The organism is Pseudomonas sp. O230 (assembly GCF_045447035.1).
Taxonomy (GTDB): domain Bacteria; phylum Pseudomonadota; class Gammaproteobacteria; order Pseudomonadales; family Pseudomonadaceae; genus Aquipseudomonas.
Window position 1 is genome coordinate 84109 of sequence record NZ_JBJGXN010000011.1, and the last position, 15452, is coordinate 99560.

The following is a 15452-nucleotide window of genomic DNA, read 5'->3' on the forward strand; positions in this document are numbered from 1 at the left end:
ATGGTGAGCTAAATGATCCTTTCGATCCCGCTTTCGACGGCGTATCTGTTCAAATAAATTGGACAATTGTGCAAATTTAATTTGATTGATGTAATTATTTTGTCACCAATACTAGAGCCCTCGATTCAGACGCTTCTGCGCCTGACCTCCATAAGAAAAATAAGAGGTGCTCGCATGACCAGTTGTGCTCAGGCGCTTGTTCGTTTGCTCGAAGGCTACGGTGTGGACTCGATATTCGGCATTCCCGGCGTGCACACGGTTGAGCTGTATCGCGGCTTGCACGGCAGCTCATTGCGCCACATCAGTCCGCGGCATGAGCAGGGCGCGGGTTTCATGGCCGACGGTTATGCCCGCGCCAGCGGCAAGCCGGGGGTGTGCTTCATAATTACCGGCCCGGGGATGACCAATATCCTCACGGCCATGGGGCAGGCATACGCCGATTCGGTGCCGATGCTGGTGATCTCCACCACCAGCCGCCGCGAGCACCAGCGACTGGGCCATGGTTATCTACACGAAATGCCCGACCAGCGCGCCGTGGTCTCCGGGGTTTGCGCCTTTAGCCATACCCTGCAGCGTCCCCAGGAACTGCCGGAAGTGCTGGCCCGTGCTTTTGCTCTGTTCACCTGTGCGCGTCCGCGTCCGGTGCATATCGAAATCCCTCTGGACGTGCTCGAAATGCCCGCCGACGACCTCGATTTGCGCCCACGCACCTTGCCGCAAGCGCCAGCTCCGGCCGCGGCGAATATCGACGCGGCGGTGAAGTTGTTGGCGTCGGCGCGCAAGCCATTAATCTTTGCCGGCGGCGGTGCACGTCGTGCAGGCAAGGCGCTGCAGGCCCTGGCCGAGCGCCTTCAGGCAGCAGTCGCGCTGACCACCAACGCCCGTGGCCTGTTGGCCCCCGAGCACCCGTTGCTACTCGATGGCGTGCAATCGTCGGCCCATGGCCGGGAGCTGTTTGCAGAGGCCGATGTGGTGCTGGCGGTGGGCACTGAACTGGGGGAAACCGATTACGACTTTTTTGGCCTCGGGCGTTTGGCGTTGAATGCGCCGCTAATTCGCCTGGACATCGATCCGCTGCAGATTCTCGGTGCGGCGCGGGCCGACGTGGGCTTGCTGGGCGATGCCGAACAAGGTTTGCAAGCGTTGCTGGCAGCACTCCCGCAAGCGGCTGCCAGCGACTGGGCACAACCGAGCGTCGCCCGGGTCAACGCCGCGGAACGTGCCGGCTGGAGCCCCAAGCAAAACGTCATGCAGCTCATGCTCGACACCCTGCGCGACAGCTTGCCGGCACCGATTGTGGTTGGGGACTCGACCCAACCGGTTTACCAGGGTGCGCTGGGCTATCGCGCACCGCAGGCCAATAGCTGGTTCAACGCCGGCACCGGTTTCGGCACCTTGGGCTACGGTTTGCCGGCTGCCATCGGCGCCAAGCTGGCTATGCCCGAGCGACCTGTCATCGCCGTGGTGGGCGACGGCGGCATGCAGTTTTCCAGTGCCGAACTGATTGCCGCGCGCGAGTCCGGGGCCGGGGTGATCGTGGTGCTGTGGAACAACCATTGCTATGCCGAGATCCGCGACTACATGACCGCCCGTGATATCCCTCCACTGGGTGTCGACATCCTGCCCCCGGACTTTGTCGCCCTGGCCAAGTCGTGTCACGTAGAGCATCTGCCGGTACGCAATCGCGAGCAATTGCGCGAGGTGCTTGTCAGCCTGGCCGACACCCGTCAGCCAGTGCTGCTGGAGCTGGACGCCGCCGCTTTCTTGTCTGCCTGAGCACAACGCCGCTGAAATTGAGGGAGTGAACCGCATGGAACTGCAAAAAAGATTTGCCCTGGACTGGATCGAACGGCATCGCCAACAACTGTCGCACTGGCACCAGATTATCTGGCACTTCGCGGAACCCGCGTTTCGCGAATACAAATCCTGCGCCTGGTATGTAGAGTTGCTGCGCAAGGAAGGTTTCACCGTAGAAGAAGGCAGCGGCGGAATGCCGACCGCTTTCTGCGCCACCTTCAGCAATGGCGACGGACCGATACTGGCGACCTACGCCGAATACGACGCGGTGCCGGGCAATTGCCAGGCCGCCGCGACGCGCAAGATGCCCCGCGATGGTTTGTCGCGTTTTGCCCCGGGCCACACCGATCCGCATTCGGCGCTGGGCATCAGTGCCCTCGGTGGCGTGCTGGCGGCCAAAGCGACGATGCTGGAGTTTGGCATTCAGGGCACCATCCGTTTCTTTGGCGAGCCCGCGGAAAAACTCCGCGCTTCCAAGCCGGTGCACGCCGCCAAGGGTTACTACGACGATCTCGATGCAGCGATCAGCTTTCACCCCACCTACATGCTGCCGCTCAACAACACCACCACCTGGGATACCCATTGCGGTATCGCCTACGCCTACATTTACAGCTTCACCTGCGAAGATCCGGAAAACTGGATTGCCGCCGACCGCTACAGTCCGATTCCGCAGAACCATCTGGCTGCACGCGCGCCGGGGGCTAACGATGCGTTGATGCACTTCTATAGCCTCAACGAAAGCTTGCGCCGATCGACACTGCCGTTTACCGGTCTGTGGAGTTACAACGAAGCAATCCTCACGGCCGGGCAGGCCACGGCCGATAACCTGCCACCGCACTTGTCGCAGATCCAGTATCTGCTGCGTTGCGATTCGATCGAACAGGCCGAAACCATTTCTTCGGTTATGGACAACAATGCCGCCGCTGCTGCGATGGCCACCGGATGCCAGTGGAAAAAGACCTGGGTTTGCAAATCCCGCGGCGGCCTGGCCAACCATGTCCTCGCGCAGGCGACCTACGACAACCTGGCGGCCATCGGAGCCCCACAGTGGGGACGCGAAGCCTGTGACATCGCCCGGGAAATCCAGGGCAATCTGGGGCTCAAGCCGATGCCCGAACCGTTCCTGCCTGCCATCGAACAATTGATCGAGCCACAGGAATGCGAGCGGCAGATGCGCCTGCAAATGCCGGCATGGCAGAAGTACCTGACCTCCGACGACTATCCCGAATACACCTGGCATTGCCCGACTGTGCGCCTGTTGGTGGCTCGGCCGATGCTTGCCGCGCCCGCGGGCCACGTGTACCCGGACTGGGTTTCCAATGCCCTAGGCGGCATACCCCAGACCATCGACCCGATGATTTACGTGGCCTCGAAAACCATCGCCGCCACCTTGCTTGATCTGTTCTGCCGTGACGAGTTGCTGAGCGCCGCCAAGGCTGAGTTCATCCAGCGCACCGGCGGTGGCATAGGTGGCGAGCATTGGCAGGCACCCTTGTTGCCGGCCGATTTCCAGGCGCCTCATCGTTTCCGCTGGCCGGAGTACATCCGCACCGTGCGCGGTGAGGAATGGTGGATTCCCGCCCGGGAAGACGAGTAGTTCGCATAACAACAAGAATTCGAGGAGCCAGACGTGCAAGCACTCAACGTGAACATCCCGCAGCAGGAAACAGATACCTCTGTTGTCGCTATAGACGACCTGCACAAAAGCTATGCCGATCACCACGTGCTCAAGGGCATTTCGATGCGCGCCAAAGAGGGCGAAGTGGTCTCGCTGATCGGGTCCAGCGGCTCGGGCAAAAGTACCTTGTTGCGCTGCATCAACCTGCTGGAAATCCCCTGCAGCGGCAGCCTGAGAATCAACGGCGAAACGGTTGGCTTGAAAACCGGCCGCAATGGCGTCGCGCAGGTCGCCGACCCGCGCCAGGTAGAGCGGCTGCGTACCCGCCTGAGCATGGTGTTCCAGAGCTTCAACCTGTGGCCGCACCGCACGGTGCTGGAAAACGTCATCGAAGCGCCGGTGTACGTGCTCGGCGAAGACCGCAAGGAAGCCACCTCGCACGCCGAACAGCTGCTGGAAAAAGTCGGCTTGATCGACAAGCGCAACGTCTACCCGGCGTTCCTTTCCGGAGGGCAGCAGCAGCGGGTGGCCATTGCCCGAGCCTTGGCCATGCGTCCGCAAGTGATGTTGTTCGATGAGCCGACATCGGCCCTGGACCCTGAGTTGGTCGGCGAAGTACTGCGAGTGATCCAGGGCATCGCCGAAGAGGGGCGCACGATGATTCTGGTGACCCACGAGATGGCATTTGCCCGCGATGTATCGAGCAAGGTGATTTACCTGCATCAGGGGCGGGTCGAGGAAGAGGGCCCACCTTCGCAAGTGTTGCTGGACCCGCGCAGCGAGCGCTGCCGGCAGTTCGTGATGGCGCAGGACAACCGCGGGTAAGCCGCACCGATTGTTTCAACCTCGATATCAATAACCAGAATGAGGCATTCAAACATGAAAAAAACACTGTTGGTTACCCTGCAAGCCTGCCTGTTAGCCGGTATCGCGAGCACCGCGGTCGCCGCCGACAAACTGGTGTTCGGCATCGCCCTGGAACCCTATCCGCCGTTTTCGTTCAAGAGCGGCAAGGGTGATTGGAGCGGCTTTGAGCCCGAGATGATCACCGCCGTTTGCGAGCGTATGAAGGCCGATTGCAAACTCAATGAAATGTCCTGGGACGGCTTGATCCCGGCGCTCAAGTCCCAGCAAGTGGACGTGGTGCTCAACTCGCTGTCGATCACCCCGGAACGCCAGCAGGTGATCGATTTTACCCAGCCGTATTTCTTTACCCGCGCCTTGTGGATCGGTGATCGCGCCATTGAACTCGACCCGACGCCGGCCGGCCTCAAAGGCAAGATCATCGGTGTACAGGGTTCGACCACCCATGCAGCTTTCGTCAAGAAGTACTACGGCGAATCGACAGTGCGTTACTACAACGATCAGGACGACATCCTTGCCGACCTGCGCAGCGGTCGCGTCGACATCATGCTGGCGGACCAGTTAGTGGTAGAGCCGTTGCTGGACAACCCCGACAACTCGATGCTCGCCAGCAAAGGAGTGGCCCCGCTTGATCCTCTGTTCGGCGATGGCGTCGGTGCCGGTGTGCGCAAGGGTAACGATGCGCTGCGCGAACGTTTGAACGTGGCGCTGCAATCGCTGCGTGATGACGGCAGCTACGAAAAAATCCGTCAGCGTTACTTCAAGACCGACATCTCGGCCCTTTAGTGAACCGGTCGCTCCAGCAAGTCCTGCGAAGGAGGGCTCATGACGTTATCTGACATTTCCCGGCTGTTCATTGCCGACGGCTGGCTCCAGGCCCTGGCGCAAGGCATGGTGAAAACCCTGGGCATTTCCGTGGGCGCCTTTATCCTGGGACTGGCGATTGGCTTGATCGTGGCGATGGTCAAGCTCAAGGGCCCTCGCTGGATGGTGGTCTGCGCCAATTGTTACACCACCTTGTACCGCGCAGTGCCGGAGTTGCTACTGATTCTGCTGCTGTACTACGCCGGCGCCGACCTGATCAATCTGACGATGGCGGCACTCGGTCAACCGAGCGTCGAAATCAACGGTTTCATGGCGGCCATCGTGGTGCTGGGGATTGTGCAGGGTGCTTACTCGGGTGAAATCATCCGTGGGGCCATTGAGTCGATTCCCCATGGTCAGATCGAAGCTGCACGTTCCTACGGCATCACCCGCAGCCTGCTGGTGCGGCGGGTGATCCTGCCGAGCATGTTGCCGTTTGCTATCGCGGGTCTGTCCAACCTTTGGCTGGTACTGATCAAGGAAAGCGCGCTGATCAGCGTGGTCGGTTACAGCGAACTCTTGACGGCGGGTCGCCAGGCAGCGGCGTCGACCAAACACTACTTGCTGTTTTACCTCGCGGTTGCCGCGTTCTATTACCTGATCACACTGGTTTCCGGTTCGGTGTTCCGGCAGGTCGAAGTTCGCTTCGAGCGCTGGATGCCACGGCACGCATAAGGGAGGCTGGTCATGGATTTTCACTGGTTGAGCAGTTTTTACGGCGAGTTGGTCAGGGGCGTCGGGCTAACCCTTCAGTTACTGCTGATCTCGGGTTTTTTCGGTTTCCTGATGGCAGTGGGCGTGGCTTTGGGGCGGTTGTCCAAGCATCGCTTTGTGGCCAATGGCCTGCGTTTTTACACCAGCGTGCTGCGCGGCACGCCGTTGCTGGTGCAGATCTACGTGCTGTATTACGGCGTCGGCAGCGTCTTCGCGACCTTTCCCCTGATACGCGGCAGCGTGTTCTGGCCGTATCTGCGTGAAGGCTTCTGGTACGTCGCGTTTGCCCTGACCCTGAGCGTTTCGGCGTACGTGGGCGAAGTGCTGCGAGGTGGGTTGCGGGCGGTGCCACGCGGTGAGCTGGAAGCGGCGCGGGCTTACGGCATGCGGCCGTGGCTGGTACTGCGTCGAGTGTGGATGCCACGGGCGCTGCAGATGCTGCGCCCGACGCTGGCGGGCGAGAGCGTGATGCTGCTCAAGGCCACGGCACTGGCTTCGACTGTAGCCGTGACCGATCTGCTCGGCGCGGCGAACCTGGTACGTGCGCAAACGTTGCGGGTCTACGAACCGCTGCTGGTGGTGGCTGTGATCTACATCATTCTGGCGATTGTCATCGAACAAGGTTTTGCCCGTATCGGCAAGACGCCCCAACGTCAGGCCTGACTTCAAAATCGATTGAAACGTCGGCCCGAGGGTTTTTAAGGAGTTTCATATGAAATACTCATCCATGGTCAAGCGCATCAGTGGTGAAACCGTCACTGCCTGGGACATCCACTACGCCGCGTGTGATGCGCAGGCGCGGGGTGAAGATGCAATCGTGCTGAGCATCGGCGATCCGGATTTCGCCACAGCCGATGAAATTTGCGCGGCAGCAGTCCAGGCCATCAACGCCGGTGACACTCATTACACCCACGTGATCGGCCGGCCTGAGCTGCGCGAAGCCATTGCCGCCAAGCAAGCGGTTTTGCTCGGTCAGCCGGTGTCTGCCGACAACGTAGCCTTGGTGGCCGGGGCGCAGAATGGCTTGTACGCTACCGCCATGTGCCTGTTCGAGCAGGGTGATGAAGTGCTGGTGCCCGCGCCGATGTACCTGACGTACGAGGCAAGCATCCAGGCCTCGGGCGCGCGCCTGGTGCCGATAGCGCAGCCGGCGGAAAATGATTTCCGCCTGACCCTGGGGGCCATCGAAGCGGTGATTACCGACAAGACCCGCGGTATTGCCCTGGCCACGCCTAACAATCCCACCGGCAACGTCTACACCCGCGAAGAACTGGAAGCCGTGGCACTGGTCGCTCAGCGCCACAATCTGTGGGTGATCAGCGATGAGGTCTACGGCCAGCTTACCTACGACCGTCCGCACCAGAGCGTGGCGACCCTTGAAGGGATGGCCGAGCGCACCGTGGTGCTCAACAGTCTGTCCAAATCCCACGCCATGACCGGATGGCGGGTAGGCTGGGTGGTGGGGCCGCAGGAATTGATCGGGCACCTGGATAACCTGCTGCTATGCATGCTCTACGGCTTGCCGGGCTTTATCCAGGCTGCCGCGCTCAAGGCACTGGAGCTCGATGAGCAAGTGGTCAGCCAGGCACGGGCCCTGTATCGCCGACGTCGCGACCTGGTGGTCGAAGGGCTGCGTCATGTGCCGCTGCTCAAGTGCAAGGTGCCCGAGGCCGGCATGTTCATGTTGGTGGATGTACGAGAAAGCGGACTGTCGAGCACCGATTTCGCCTGGCAGCTGTTCCGTGAAACCGGCGTTGCAGTTCTCGACGCCAGCGCGTTCGGCGCCAGTACCGCCGGTTTTGTGCGGATCTCGTTTACCGTTTCCGATGCCGCCTTGAGCGATGCCTGTGGTCGCATCGCCCGGTTTGTCAATGGCCTTCAGGCGCGCCGCTGAGGAGCGGCATCAGCTGATCCGTGATGCCGAAGCTCTGGCCTGAAACAGCTCAAGGTCAGATCTGCGGCGTCCACGTCACCCCGAACATCCAGGCCCGACCTTCCTCGCGATACCCATACTGACTGCCGTCATAGCTGTACTGCGCACGGCTGTAACCCTTGTCCAGCAGATTATCCACCTTCAGCTCCAGCTGGATCTCGCGATTCAACGCCCAACTACTGCGCAACCCTAACAGCGCATAACCTCCCAAGAGCTGCAGGTTGTTTTCATCGTCATAGCTGCTGCTCACCGCCTGCCAGCTGGCGCCAAGACCCAGCCGATCAAACTGCCGATCCAGATCCAGACTCAAGGTGCGCCGCGCCCGACGGGCTAGAGTGTGCCCACTGTCGCGGTCCCGAGGGTCGATGATCGCCACACCCAGGTTGCTTTGCCAGCCGAACAACTCCTGCTTCAATGCCGCCTCGAAACCGTTGATGCGTGCCGAGGCGACGTTCTGCGGTCGTGAGTTGCTGCCGAAGATAATCGCGTCTTCAAGGTCAGTGCGATACAGCGAAGCTTCCAGTCGAATGGTCTCGGTCAACTGGCTACGCCATTGCAGTTCGTAACTCTTCGAAGTCTCGGGTTTGAGATCTGGATTGCCGAAATCTGGGTAGTACAGGTCGTTGAAGGTCGGCGCGCGGAAGCCTTCGCTGTAGGTCAACAGCACATCGTTGTCCGGGTTCAAGGGCAGCGTGAACGTGCCGCTCCAGCTGTTCTGGCCGCCGAATTGCTGGTTCTGGTCGCGGCGCAACCCCAACTCCGTAGAGAAACTGTCCGCCTGATAGCGATGCTGGATAAACGCCGCGCGGTTCCAGCGACTGTCCTCGTCGAACGGCGTGTTGCTGTTGATGCGGTCTTCGTACCAGTCGCCCCCAAGGATCAGGCTGTTGCGATCATTGAGCGTCAGGTCGTTTTGCCAGTTCACCGAATCGCGGTAGGTGTTGAACACGCTGCGCTCATCGCTGAGTTTATCGAGGGTCTTTTCACGGTTTTCACTGTGGCCGAACTCAATGCGGGTTTTCCACAGGTCGTTAACCCGAGCGTCTACGTAGCTGCTTATGCTGCTCACGGCAAAATCGCTGTAGGGCTGCTGCTGGACTGACTCGAAAGTGTCCATGTCGAAGCGGCCGAACGGATTGTCGAACTCACTTTTACCGCGGTTATCCAGCACGTTGGCGCCAACTTCCATGTCATCGGTGAGGGCGTGGCTCAGGCTCAAACTGACCGATTGATTGCGGTATTCATCGTGATCGCCGTCGCTGGGATACGACTCATGGGTGCGATTGATCCCGGCGGTTTCATCGAGGCTGGCCCCCAGGTTGAAGCGGGTTTGCTCATCGCCCCCGGACACGCCGAGGCTGCGCTCCCACGTCTGATTGCTGCCAAAACCCATATGCAGACGCGGTTGCAGGCCTTGTTCGGTGCCACGGCGGGTGAAAATCTGGATCACCCCGCCAATCGCATCGCTGCCGTAAATCACCGAACGGGAGCCGCGCAGCACTTCCACGCGCTCGACCTGTTCGATGTTGATGTGTTGCAGGTTGCTGTCGCCGGAAGTCGAGTTACCAATGCGTTGGCCGTCCACCAGCACCAGGCTCTGCGCCGATTTGGTGCCGCGAAGGTAAATCCCCGGCAGACTGCCGCGCCCGCCGGTTTGCCCGACTTGCACCCCTGGCACCCGACTCAGCAAGTCAGTGACGCTGCCCGGTTGCAGACGGTCGATGTCGTCGCGGGTGAACACGGTGTTGGCGGCGCTGCTGTCGTTGCGCGCTTCGACCTGGCGGTTGGCGCTGATCAGCACGTCAGGCAGCTTCAGGGCCTGGTCGCGCTCGAAGGTGTCGGCCAGCAGTGGGCCGGACGGCAGAAGCGTCAGCGCCAGGACGAGGGGGGAGAGTTTCATGGGCAGTCCGTTGACGCTTTAAAGCGAACACATTTTTGAAGGTTGTTCGAAACCAATGTGGGAGCGGGCTTGCCCGCGATGACGGTGTGTCAGTCAATGAATAAGTTGACTGTCATTCCGCTATCGCGGGCAAGCCCGCTCCCACAGGGTTTTGCATGTGTCAGGTGTTTAGATGTTCAGCAGTTGCAGCCGCTGACGCACCGCCGCTTCAATTCCCGCCTCATCCAACCCGCACTCAGCCAGCATCTGCGCAGGCTTGGCGTGTTCGACGTAAACATCCGGCAAGCCCAGGTGCAGCATCGACTTGAGGATGTTCTCGCGGGCGAGGAATTCGCTGACCGCGCCACCGGCGCCGCCCATGATCGCGTTTTCTTCGATGGTCACCAGCAACTCATGGCTGCCGGCAATTTCGCCAACCAGCGCTTCATCCAGCGGTTTGACGAAACGCATATCGACCACGGTGGCATCCAGCGTCTCGGCGACTTTCAGCGCCTCGGCCAGTTGCACGCCGAACACCAGCAAGGCGACTTTGCTGCCCTGACGGCGAACCACGCCTTTGCCGATCTCGATCGGTTGCAGGTCTTTCTCGATGGTTGCGTTCGGGCCGTTGCCGCGTGGATAACGCACTGCCGCCGGGCCGTTGTACAGGTGGCCGGTAGTGAGCATTTTGCGCAGTTCGTTTTCGTCGCTCGGGGTCATCACCAGCATGCCGGGGATGCAGCGCAGGAACGACAGGTCGAAGCTGCCGGCGTGGGTCGGACCGTCTTCGCCGACCAGGCCGGCGCGGTCGATGGCGAACAAGACGTCGAGGTTCTGCACCGCCACATCGTGAACAAGCTGATCGTAGCCGCGTTGCAGGAACGTCGAATAGATCGCCACCACCGGTTTCGCGCCTTCGCAGGCCATGCCCGCGGCGAAGGTGACGGCGTGTTGTTCGGCAATCGCTACGTCGAAATAGCGCAGCGGGAAACGCTCGCTGAAGGCCACCAGGTCGGAGCCTTCTTTCATTGCCGGGGTGATGCCCACCAAGCGCGGATCGGACGCGGCCATGTCGCACAGCCATTCGCCGAACACGGCGGAATACTTAGGCCCGCCGGCTTTTTTCGGCGCGGCGGCCGGAGCGTCCAGCGGTTCGAGTTTGGTGATCGCGTGGTAACCGATCGGGTCGACTTCCGCCGGGGCGAAGCCTTTGCCTTTCTTGGTGACGATGTGCAGGAACTGCGGGCCTTTCAGATCGCGCATATTGCGCAGGGTGGCGATCAAGGTCGGCAGGTCGTGGCCATCGATCGGACCGATGTAGTTCCAGCCCAGTTCTTCGAACAGCGTGCCGGGAACCAGCATGCCTTTGGCGTATTCTTCGGTGCGGCGGGCGATTTCCCAGGCGCCGGGCAGGCGCGACAGGACCTTTTTACTGCCCTCACGCATGCTTGCGTAGGTGCGGCTGGAAAGGATTTTCGCCAGGTAATTCGACAAGCCACCGACATTGCGTGAGATCGACATGTCGTTGTCGTTGAGGATCACCAGCATGTTGGCGCTCACTTCCGGCGCGTGGTTCAGCGCTTCGAACGCCATGCCGGCGGTCAGTGCGCCGTCGCCGATTACGGCAATGGCCTTGCGATCACTGTTTTGCAGGCGGGCGGCAATGGCCATGCCCAGCGCGGCGCTGATCGAGGTGCTGGAATGGCCAACGCCAAAGGTGTCGTACTCGCTCTCGGAACGACGAGGGAAGGCTGCGACGCCGTCCTTCTGGCGCAGGGTGGACATGCGCTCGCGACGGCCGGTGAGGATTTTGTGCGGATAGGCCTGATGACCCACGTCCCACACCAACCGGTCGTCCGGGGTGTCGAAGACGTAATGCAACGCGATGGTCAGCTCGATGACGCCCAGGCCGGCACCGAAATGCCCGCCGGTCTGACCGACCGTGTAGAGCAATTCCAGGCGCAACTCATCGGCCAGGGTTTCCAGCTCGGCTTCGCCTAACCGGCGCAGGCCGTCCGGCGTGTTGGCACGGTCGAGCAGGGGCGTGGTCGGGCGCTTGCGGGGAATCTCATGAAACGTCGTGGGCATCAGGCGAATCGTTATAGGTATAGAAGAGGCGGCAGTTTACCTGATGCATCGGCCCCTGCCCACGCGTTGCTCTTTTTTGGCCGATACGCTGTCAGCTGCGGCGTTCGACGATATAGCGGGCCAAATCACGCAACGGCTCGGCGGCCGCGTCAAACGGTCGCAGCGCGTGCAGGGCCTGATCGCGCAGTTCCAGCGCATAGGCTTTGGCCGCATCGAGGCCGAGCAGGGCCGGGTAGGTCGGCTTGTCGCGCGCGATGTCGGCACCCTGGCGTTTGCCGAGGGTTTCGGTATCGCTTTCGACGTCGAGAATGTCGTCCTGCACCTGGAACGCCAGGCCGATCGCCTGTGCATAGGTCTGCAAGGACTTCAGTTCGTCTTTCTCGGCACGGCCGCTGGCGAGGGCACCGAGTTTGACGCTGACCTCGATCAGCGCGCCGGTTTTGTGCCGGTGCATGTATTCGAGGGCTTTCTGATCGAGTTTCAGGCCGACCGAACCAAGGTCGATGGCTTGACCGCCGACCATGCCGGCCGGGCCTGCCGCCAACGCCAAGGCGCTGACCATTTGCAGGCGGATTTCGGCATCTGACGCGCTCAGGCGCGGGTCGAGCAGGGCGCTGAAGGCCAGGCTCTGCAAACCGTCACCGGCGAGAATCGCGCAGGCTTCATCGAATTTCTTGTGGGTGGTCGGCTGGCCGCGACGCAGATCGTCGTCGTCCATCGCCGGCAGATCGTCGTGCACCAGCGAATAAGCGTGGATCAGCTCCACCGCGCACGCCGCGCCGTTGGCTTGTTCGGCCTTGCCGCCCAATGCTTCGCACGCTGCGTAGGCCAGCAGTGGGCGCACGCGTTTGCCGCCGTTCATCACGCTGTAACGCATGGCTTCGTACAGTCGCGCGAGTTCCGGGCTTGGTGCGTTGAACAGGGTTTCAAGTGCCGCATTGACGCGGGCCTGGCTGGTCGCCGAATACGCTGCAATCATTCTGGCTGATCCGCGTCGAAGGGTTCCTCGGCCAGCTCGCCATCACGCTCGAGCAGCACTTGAACCTTTTGCTCGGCCTGGGCCAGTGCTGCCTGGCAGTCACGGGTCAGACCGATGCCTTGCTCGAAAGCCGTCAGCGAGTCTTCCAGCGACAATTCGCCGTTCTCCAGTCGCTCCACCAGCGTTTGCAGGTCGGCGAGGGATTGTTCGAAATCCAGTGCAGCTTTTTTGCGGGCCATGGCGGCGATTTCCGGTTGACGTTAAACCGGCGCGACACTAGCAGACATGGGGGTTATGGGCAAATGAGCGGGGTGTCTCGGCCAATGTGTTCGGGAGTGAACGCGACCCCTGTGGCGAGGGGGCGTGGCCCCGTTGGGCTGCGCAGCGGCCCCAAAACCAGACACCATCGTTTCGTCAGGTACAGCGTATCCAGCGATTTACGACTGCTGAGCAGCCGGACGGGGGCAAGCCCCCTCGCCACAGGTGGACATAGTTGCCCATCATTGTGTTGAGTCATCGGGATAGCTGATTTGATAGCGAGTACTGCGCCCACCACCAGGCAGTCGTTGCAGGCAGCCTTTTTCCAGTAACCCAGCCAGATGGCGGGTCGCTGTGGCTTTGGATACTTTTGCCGCCGCCTGATACTGAGCCGCGCTGATCCCGCCCGCGAAGCCTCGCTCCCCACCATCGAGCAAGCGGTTAAGGACCTTCATTTGTTCGGCCGACAATACGGACTCCCGATGAGCCTGCCAGAAACGCGCTTTGCCCAACACGCTTTCGATCCGCGTCATGGCCTGCTGCAAGCTGCGCAGCAGCGTCTGCAGAAACCACTCCAGCCATTCGGTGATATCCAGCGTAGCTTTCTGGCTGGTTTCCAGCACTCGGTAATAGCCTGAACGATCATCAAGGATGCTCGCCGACATGGCATAGAAACGGATCGCCTGCGCTTCACCCTGAGCCAGCGCCAGGTCGGTGATCGTTCGTGTCAGGCGACCGTTGCCATCGTCGAAAGGGTGCAACGTCACGAACCAGAAGTGCGCGATGCCGGTTCGTAGCAATGGATCGAGATCTGCCTGGCTTCGGCTGGTTTCAAACCAGGTGAGGAAGGTGTCGAGCTGCCGCTCCAGGCCAAGGCGAGGTGGGGCCTCGAAGTGAACGGTCGGTTTGTCGAGGCGGCCGGATACGACTTGCATCGGGTCATCTCCGCGTAACGCGCCGATACGGATCGCTCGCGCCGCGAGGTCGGTGTCGTGTTCGGGAAACAACCATTCATGCCAATCCAACAGTCGCTCCAATGTCAGCGGTTCGGCGAAATGCTGTGTGGCATCAAGCATCAACTGCGCCAAGCCCTCGCTGCGCAGGCTCACCTGATCGCCATCAACCAGTTCCAGTCCCAGTCGCCGTGCCAGTGACGACCGCACAGAGCCGACGTTCAGTTGCTCGCCCTCAATGGCGGAGGAAGTGACGATGTTCTGCAACAATGCATCCAGCTCGCTTTGCGCACTCAGCGAATTGCCCACTGAACTGGCCATGCCCATTAACCGCCCTTGCGCCTGAACGCACTCGCGCAGCGTGGGCGCCAGGTGCTCGGCTTGCCAGTTGAAGTTCGGCCAATCAAGTTGTTGCCAGATCCAGTGAGGTGTCATGTCCGCGATGCTCTTGAGGGGTGTGAGCCGATTAAGAGAGCTATTCGGCTCATTTGGTGAGCCGAATATGGCGCCTATTCGGCTCACCGTCCAGTAGCCTGCGTGATCTCCCCCGCAAATCAACATGTATCCGATTGTTAAAAAACCACCAAATGGCTAACCTTCGCGCCTTCTACGACCCAATAGTCACGGGTCTTTCTGACGAAACGCAGTTTTTACATCTGTAACGCGCCGAGGATCAGGCGCAAGGTTTCGTTATGCATGGCAGGAGGCGTCACATGCGTTCATTTCTTCTATTACTGATGGGGCTGGTCTGTGCGACCGCTGCCTGCGCCGAGCCGACGGCCGAGCTGTCGGAGCCGGTGGGCGGCTGGCGCTACAACGGCCTGCTCGATCGCAGTGAAAACCCGCAAGTCGCCTATCCCACACCGCCCATCGACCGGGGCGTGCAACGCAATCGCACGATGATCCAGGGCCAGCTCAAGGTCATCGGCGCGCAGCGCGGGCCGCACACGCTGGCGGTCAACGGTAATCCGCTGAATTTGTACACCGACGACCAGGGGCGTTTCGCCCGGCCGTATGCGTTTGGCGCCGGTTCCAACAGCGTCGAAGTGCGCAGTGCCGAAGGCAAATCCCTCAAGCGCGTCCAATTCTATGAAGCCAACAACCTGCGCACTCCGGCTCGGATTCGCGTGGTGCTGGGTTGGGACGATCCGAAAGCCGAGCTCGATCTGCACATCATTACCCCAGACGGCCAGCATGCGTTCTGGGCTCGTCCGGCGATGAGCAATGGCGGTGGCCTGGACCCGGACGGCGTCGATGGTCCCGGCCCGGAAATGTTCACCATGACCGCGCCGATGCATGGCACCTATCTGGTTTACGTCAACTATTGGGGCAACTTCGGCAGCGGCGGCTATAACTTCGATGAGACCAGCAACCAGAACGAGGTGATCACCTCGCAAATCAACCTGGTGCTCAACGAAAACACCGTCGACGAAAAACGCGAGACCTTCATCGTGCCCCTGCGCGCGATCGGTGACCTGCTGCTGGTCAAGACTTTCAACTATTAA

At 60.8% G+C, this 15452-nt stretch carries 13 protein-coding genes; 8 read left to right on the forward strand and 5 right to left on the reverse strand.

The genetic code is table 11. The features are described 5' to 3' along the window. The first annotated feature begins 174 nt into the window (after positions 1 to 174). From ACI77H_RS23770 to ACI77H_RS23800, 7 genes are read left to right on the forward strand one after another with little or no spacing between them, the layout of a single operon-like run. A complete protein-coding gene (locus ACI77H_RS23770) occupies positions 175 to 1776 on the forward strand; it encodes a 5-guanidino-2-oxopentanoate decarboxylase (RefSeq protein ID WP_407014103.1) in 1602 nt (533 codons plus the stop codon). Positions 1777 to 1810: 34 nt separating this feature from the next. Next, on the forward strand, positions 1811 to 3394 hold the full coding sequence (locus ACI77H_RS23775; protein ID WP_407014104.1) for an amidohydrolase: 1584 nt from the start codon (positions 1811 to 1813) through the stop codon (positions 3392 to 3394). Between the two features lie 33 nt (positions 3395 to 3427). Further along, complete coding sequence (locus ACI77H_RS23780) at positions 3428 to 4240, forward strand: ABC transporter ATP-binding protein (RefSeq protein ID WP_407014105.1); 813 nt, start codon at positions 3428 to 3430, stop codon at positions 4238 to 4240. Between the two features lie 54 nt (positions 4241 to 4294). Further along, positions 4295 to 5065: a transporter substrate-binding domain-containing protein gene (locus ACI77H_RS23785; protein WP_407014106.1), complete on the forward strand. Its 771-nt coding sequence runs from the start codon at positions 4295 to 4297 to the stop codon at positions 5063 to 5065. A 39-nt stretch (positions 5066 to 5104) separates the two neighbouring features. Beyond that, positions 5105 to 5818, forward strand: coding sequence for an ABC transporter permease (locus ACI77H_RS23790; RefSeq protein ID WP_407014107.1), 714 nt, complete (start codon positions 5105 to 5107; stop codon positions 5816 to 5818). A 12-nt stretch (positions 5819 to 5830) separates the two neighbouring features. After that, positions 5831 to 6520: an ABC transporter permease gene (locus tag ACI77H_RS23795; RefSeq protein WP_407014108.1), complete on the forward strand. Its 690-nt coding sequence runs from the start codon at positions 5831 to 5833 to the stop codon at positions 6518 to 6520. 49 nt (positions 6521 to 6569) lie between these two features. Next, positions 6570 to 7751: a pyridoxal phosphate-dependent aminotransferase gene (locus ACI77H_RS23800; RefSeq protein ID WP_407014109.1), complete on the forward strand. Its 1182-nt coding sequence runs from the start codon at positions 6570 to 6572 to the stop codon at positions 7749 to 7751. A 55-nt stretch (positions 7752 to 7806) separates the two neighbouring features. Here ACI77H_RS23800 and ACI77H_RS23805 read toward each other — a convergent pair whose 3' ends face one another. The 5 genes from ACI77H_RS23805 to ACI77H_RS23825 all read right to left on the reverse strand — a co-directional run bounded on the left by ACI77H_RS23805 (position 7807) and on the right by ACI77H_RS23825 (position 14382). Then, positions 7807 to 9690, reverse strand: a complete 1884-nt coding sequence (locus tag ACI77H_RS23805) for a TonB-dependent receptor domain-containing protein (RefSeq protein ID WP_407014110.1) — start codon at positions 9688 to 9690, stop codon at positions 7807 to 7809. Between the two features lie 168 nt (positions 9691 to 9858). After that, positions 9859 to 11757, reverse strand: coding sequence for a 1-deoxy-D-xylulose-5-phosphate synthase (gene dxs / locus ACI77H_RS23810; RefSeq protein ID WP_407014111.1), 1899 nt, complete (start codon positions 11755 to 11757; stop codon positions 9859 to 9861). A gap of 91 nt (positions 11758 to 11848) precedes the next feature. Next, on the reverse strand, positions 11849 to 12736 hold the full coding sequence (gene ispA, locus ACI77H_RS23815; RefSeq protein ID WP_407014112.1) for a (2E,6E)-farnesyl diphosphate synthase: 888 nt from the start codon (positions 12734 to 12736) through the stop codon (positions 11849 to 11851). Then, positions 12733 to 12975, reverse strand: a complete 243-nt coding sequence (locus ACI77H_RS23820; RefSeq protein WP_007894317.1) for an exodeoxyribonuclease VII small subunit — start codon at positions 12973 to 12975, stop codon at positions 12733 to 12735. The genes ispA and ACI77H_RS23820 overlap by 4 nt, the downstream gene beginning before the upstream one ends. 261 nt (positions 12976 to 13236) lie before the next feature. After that, positions 13237 to 14382: a Fic family protein gene (locus tag ACI77H_RS23825; RefSeq protein WP_407014113.1), complete on the reverse strand. Its 1146-nt coding sequence runs from the start codon at positions 14380 to 14382 to the stop codon at positions 13237 to 13239. Between the two features lie 278 nt (positions 14383 to 14660). On the opposite strand from ACI77H_RS23825, the gene ACI77H_RS23830 reads away from it, so the two are divergent. Then, entirely contained in the window at positions 14661 to 15452 is a 792-nt protein-coding gene (locus ACI77H_RS23830; protein ID WP_407014114.1) for a YfaP family protein, read from the forward strand.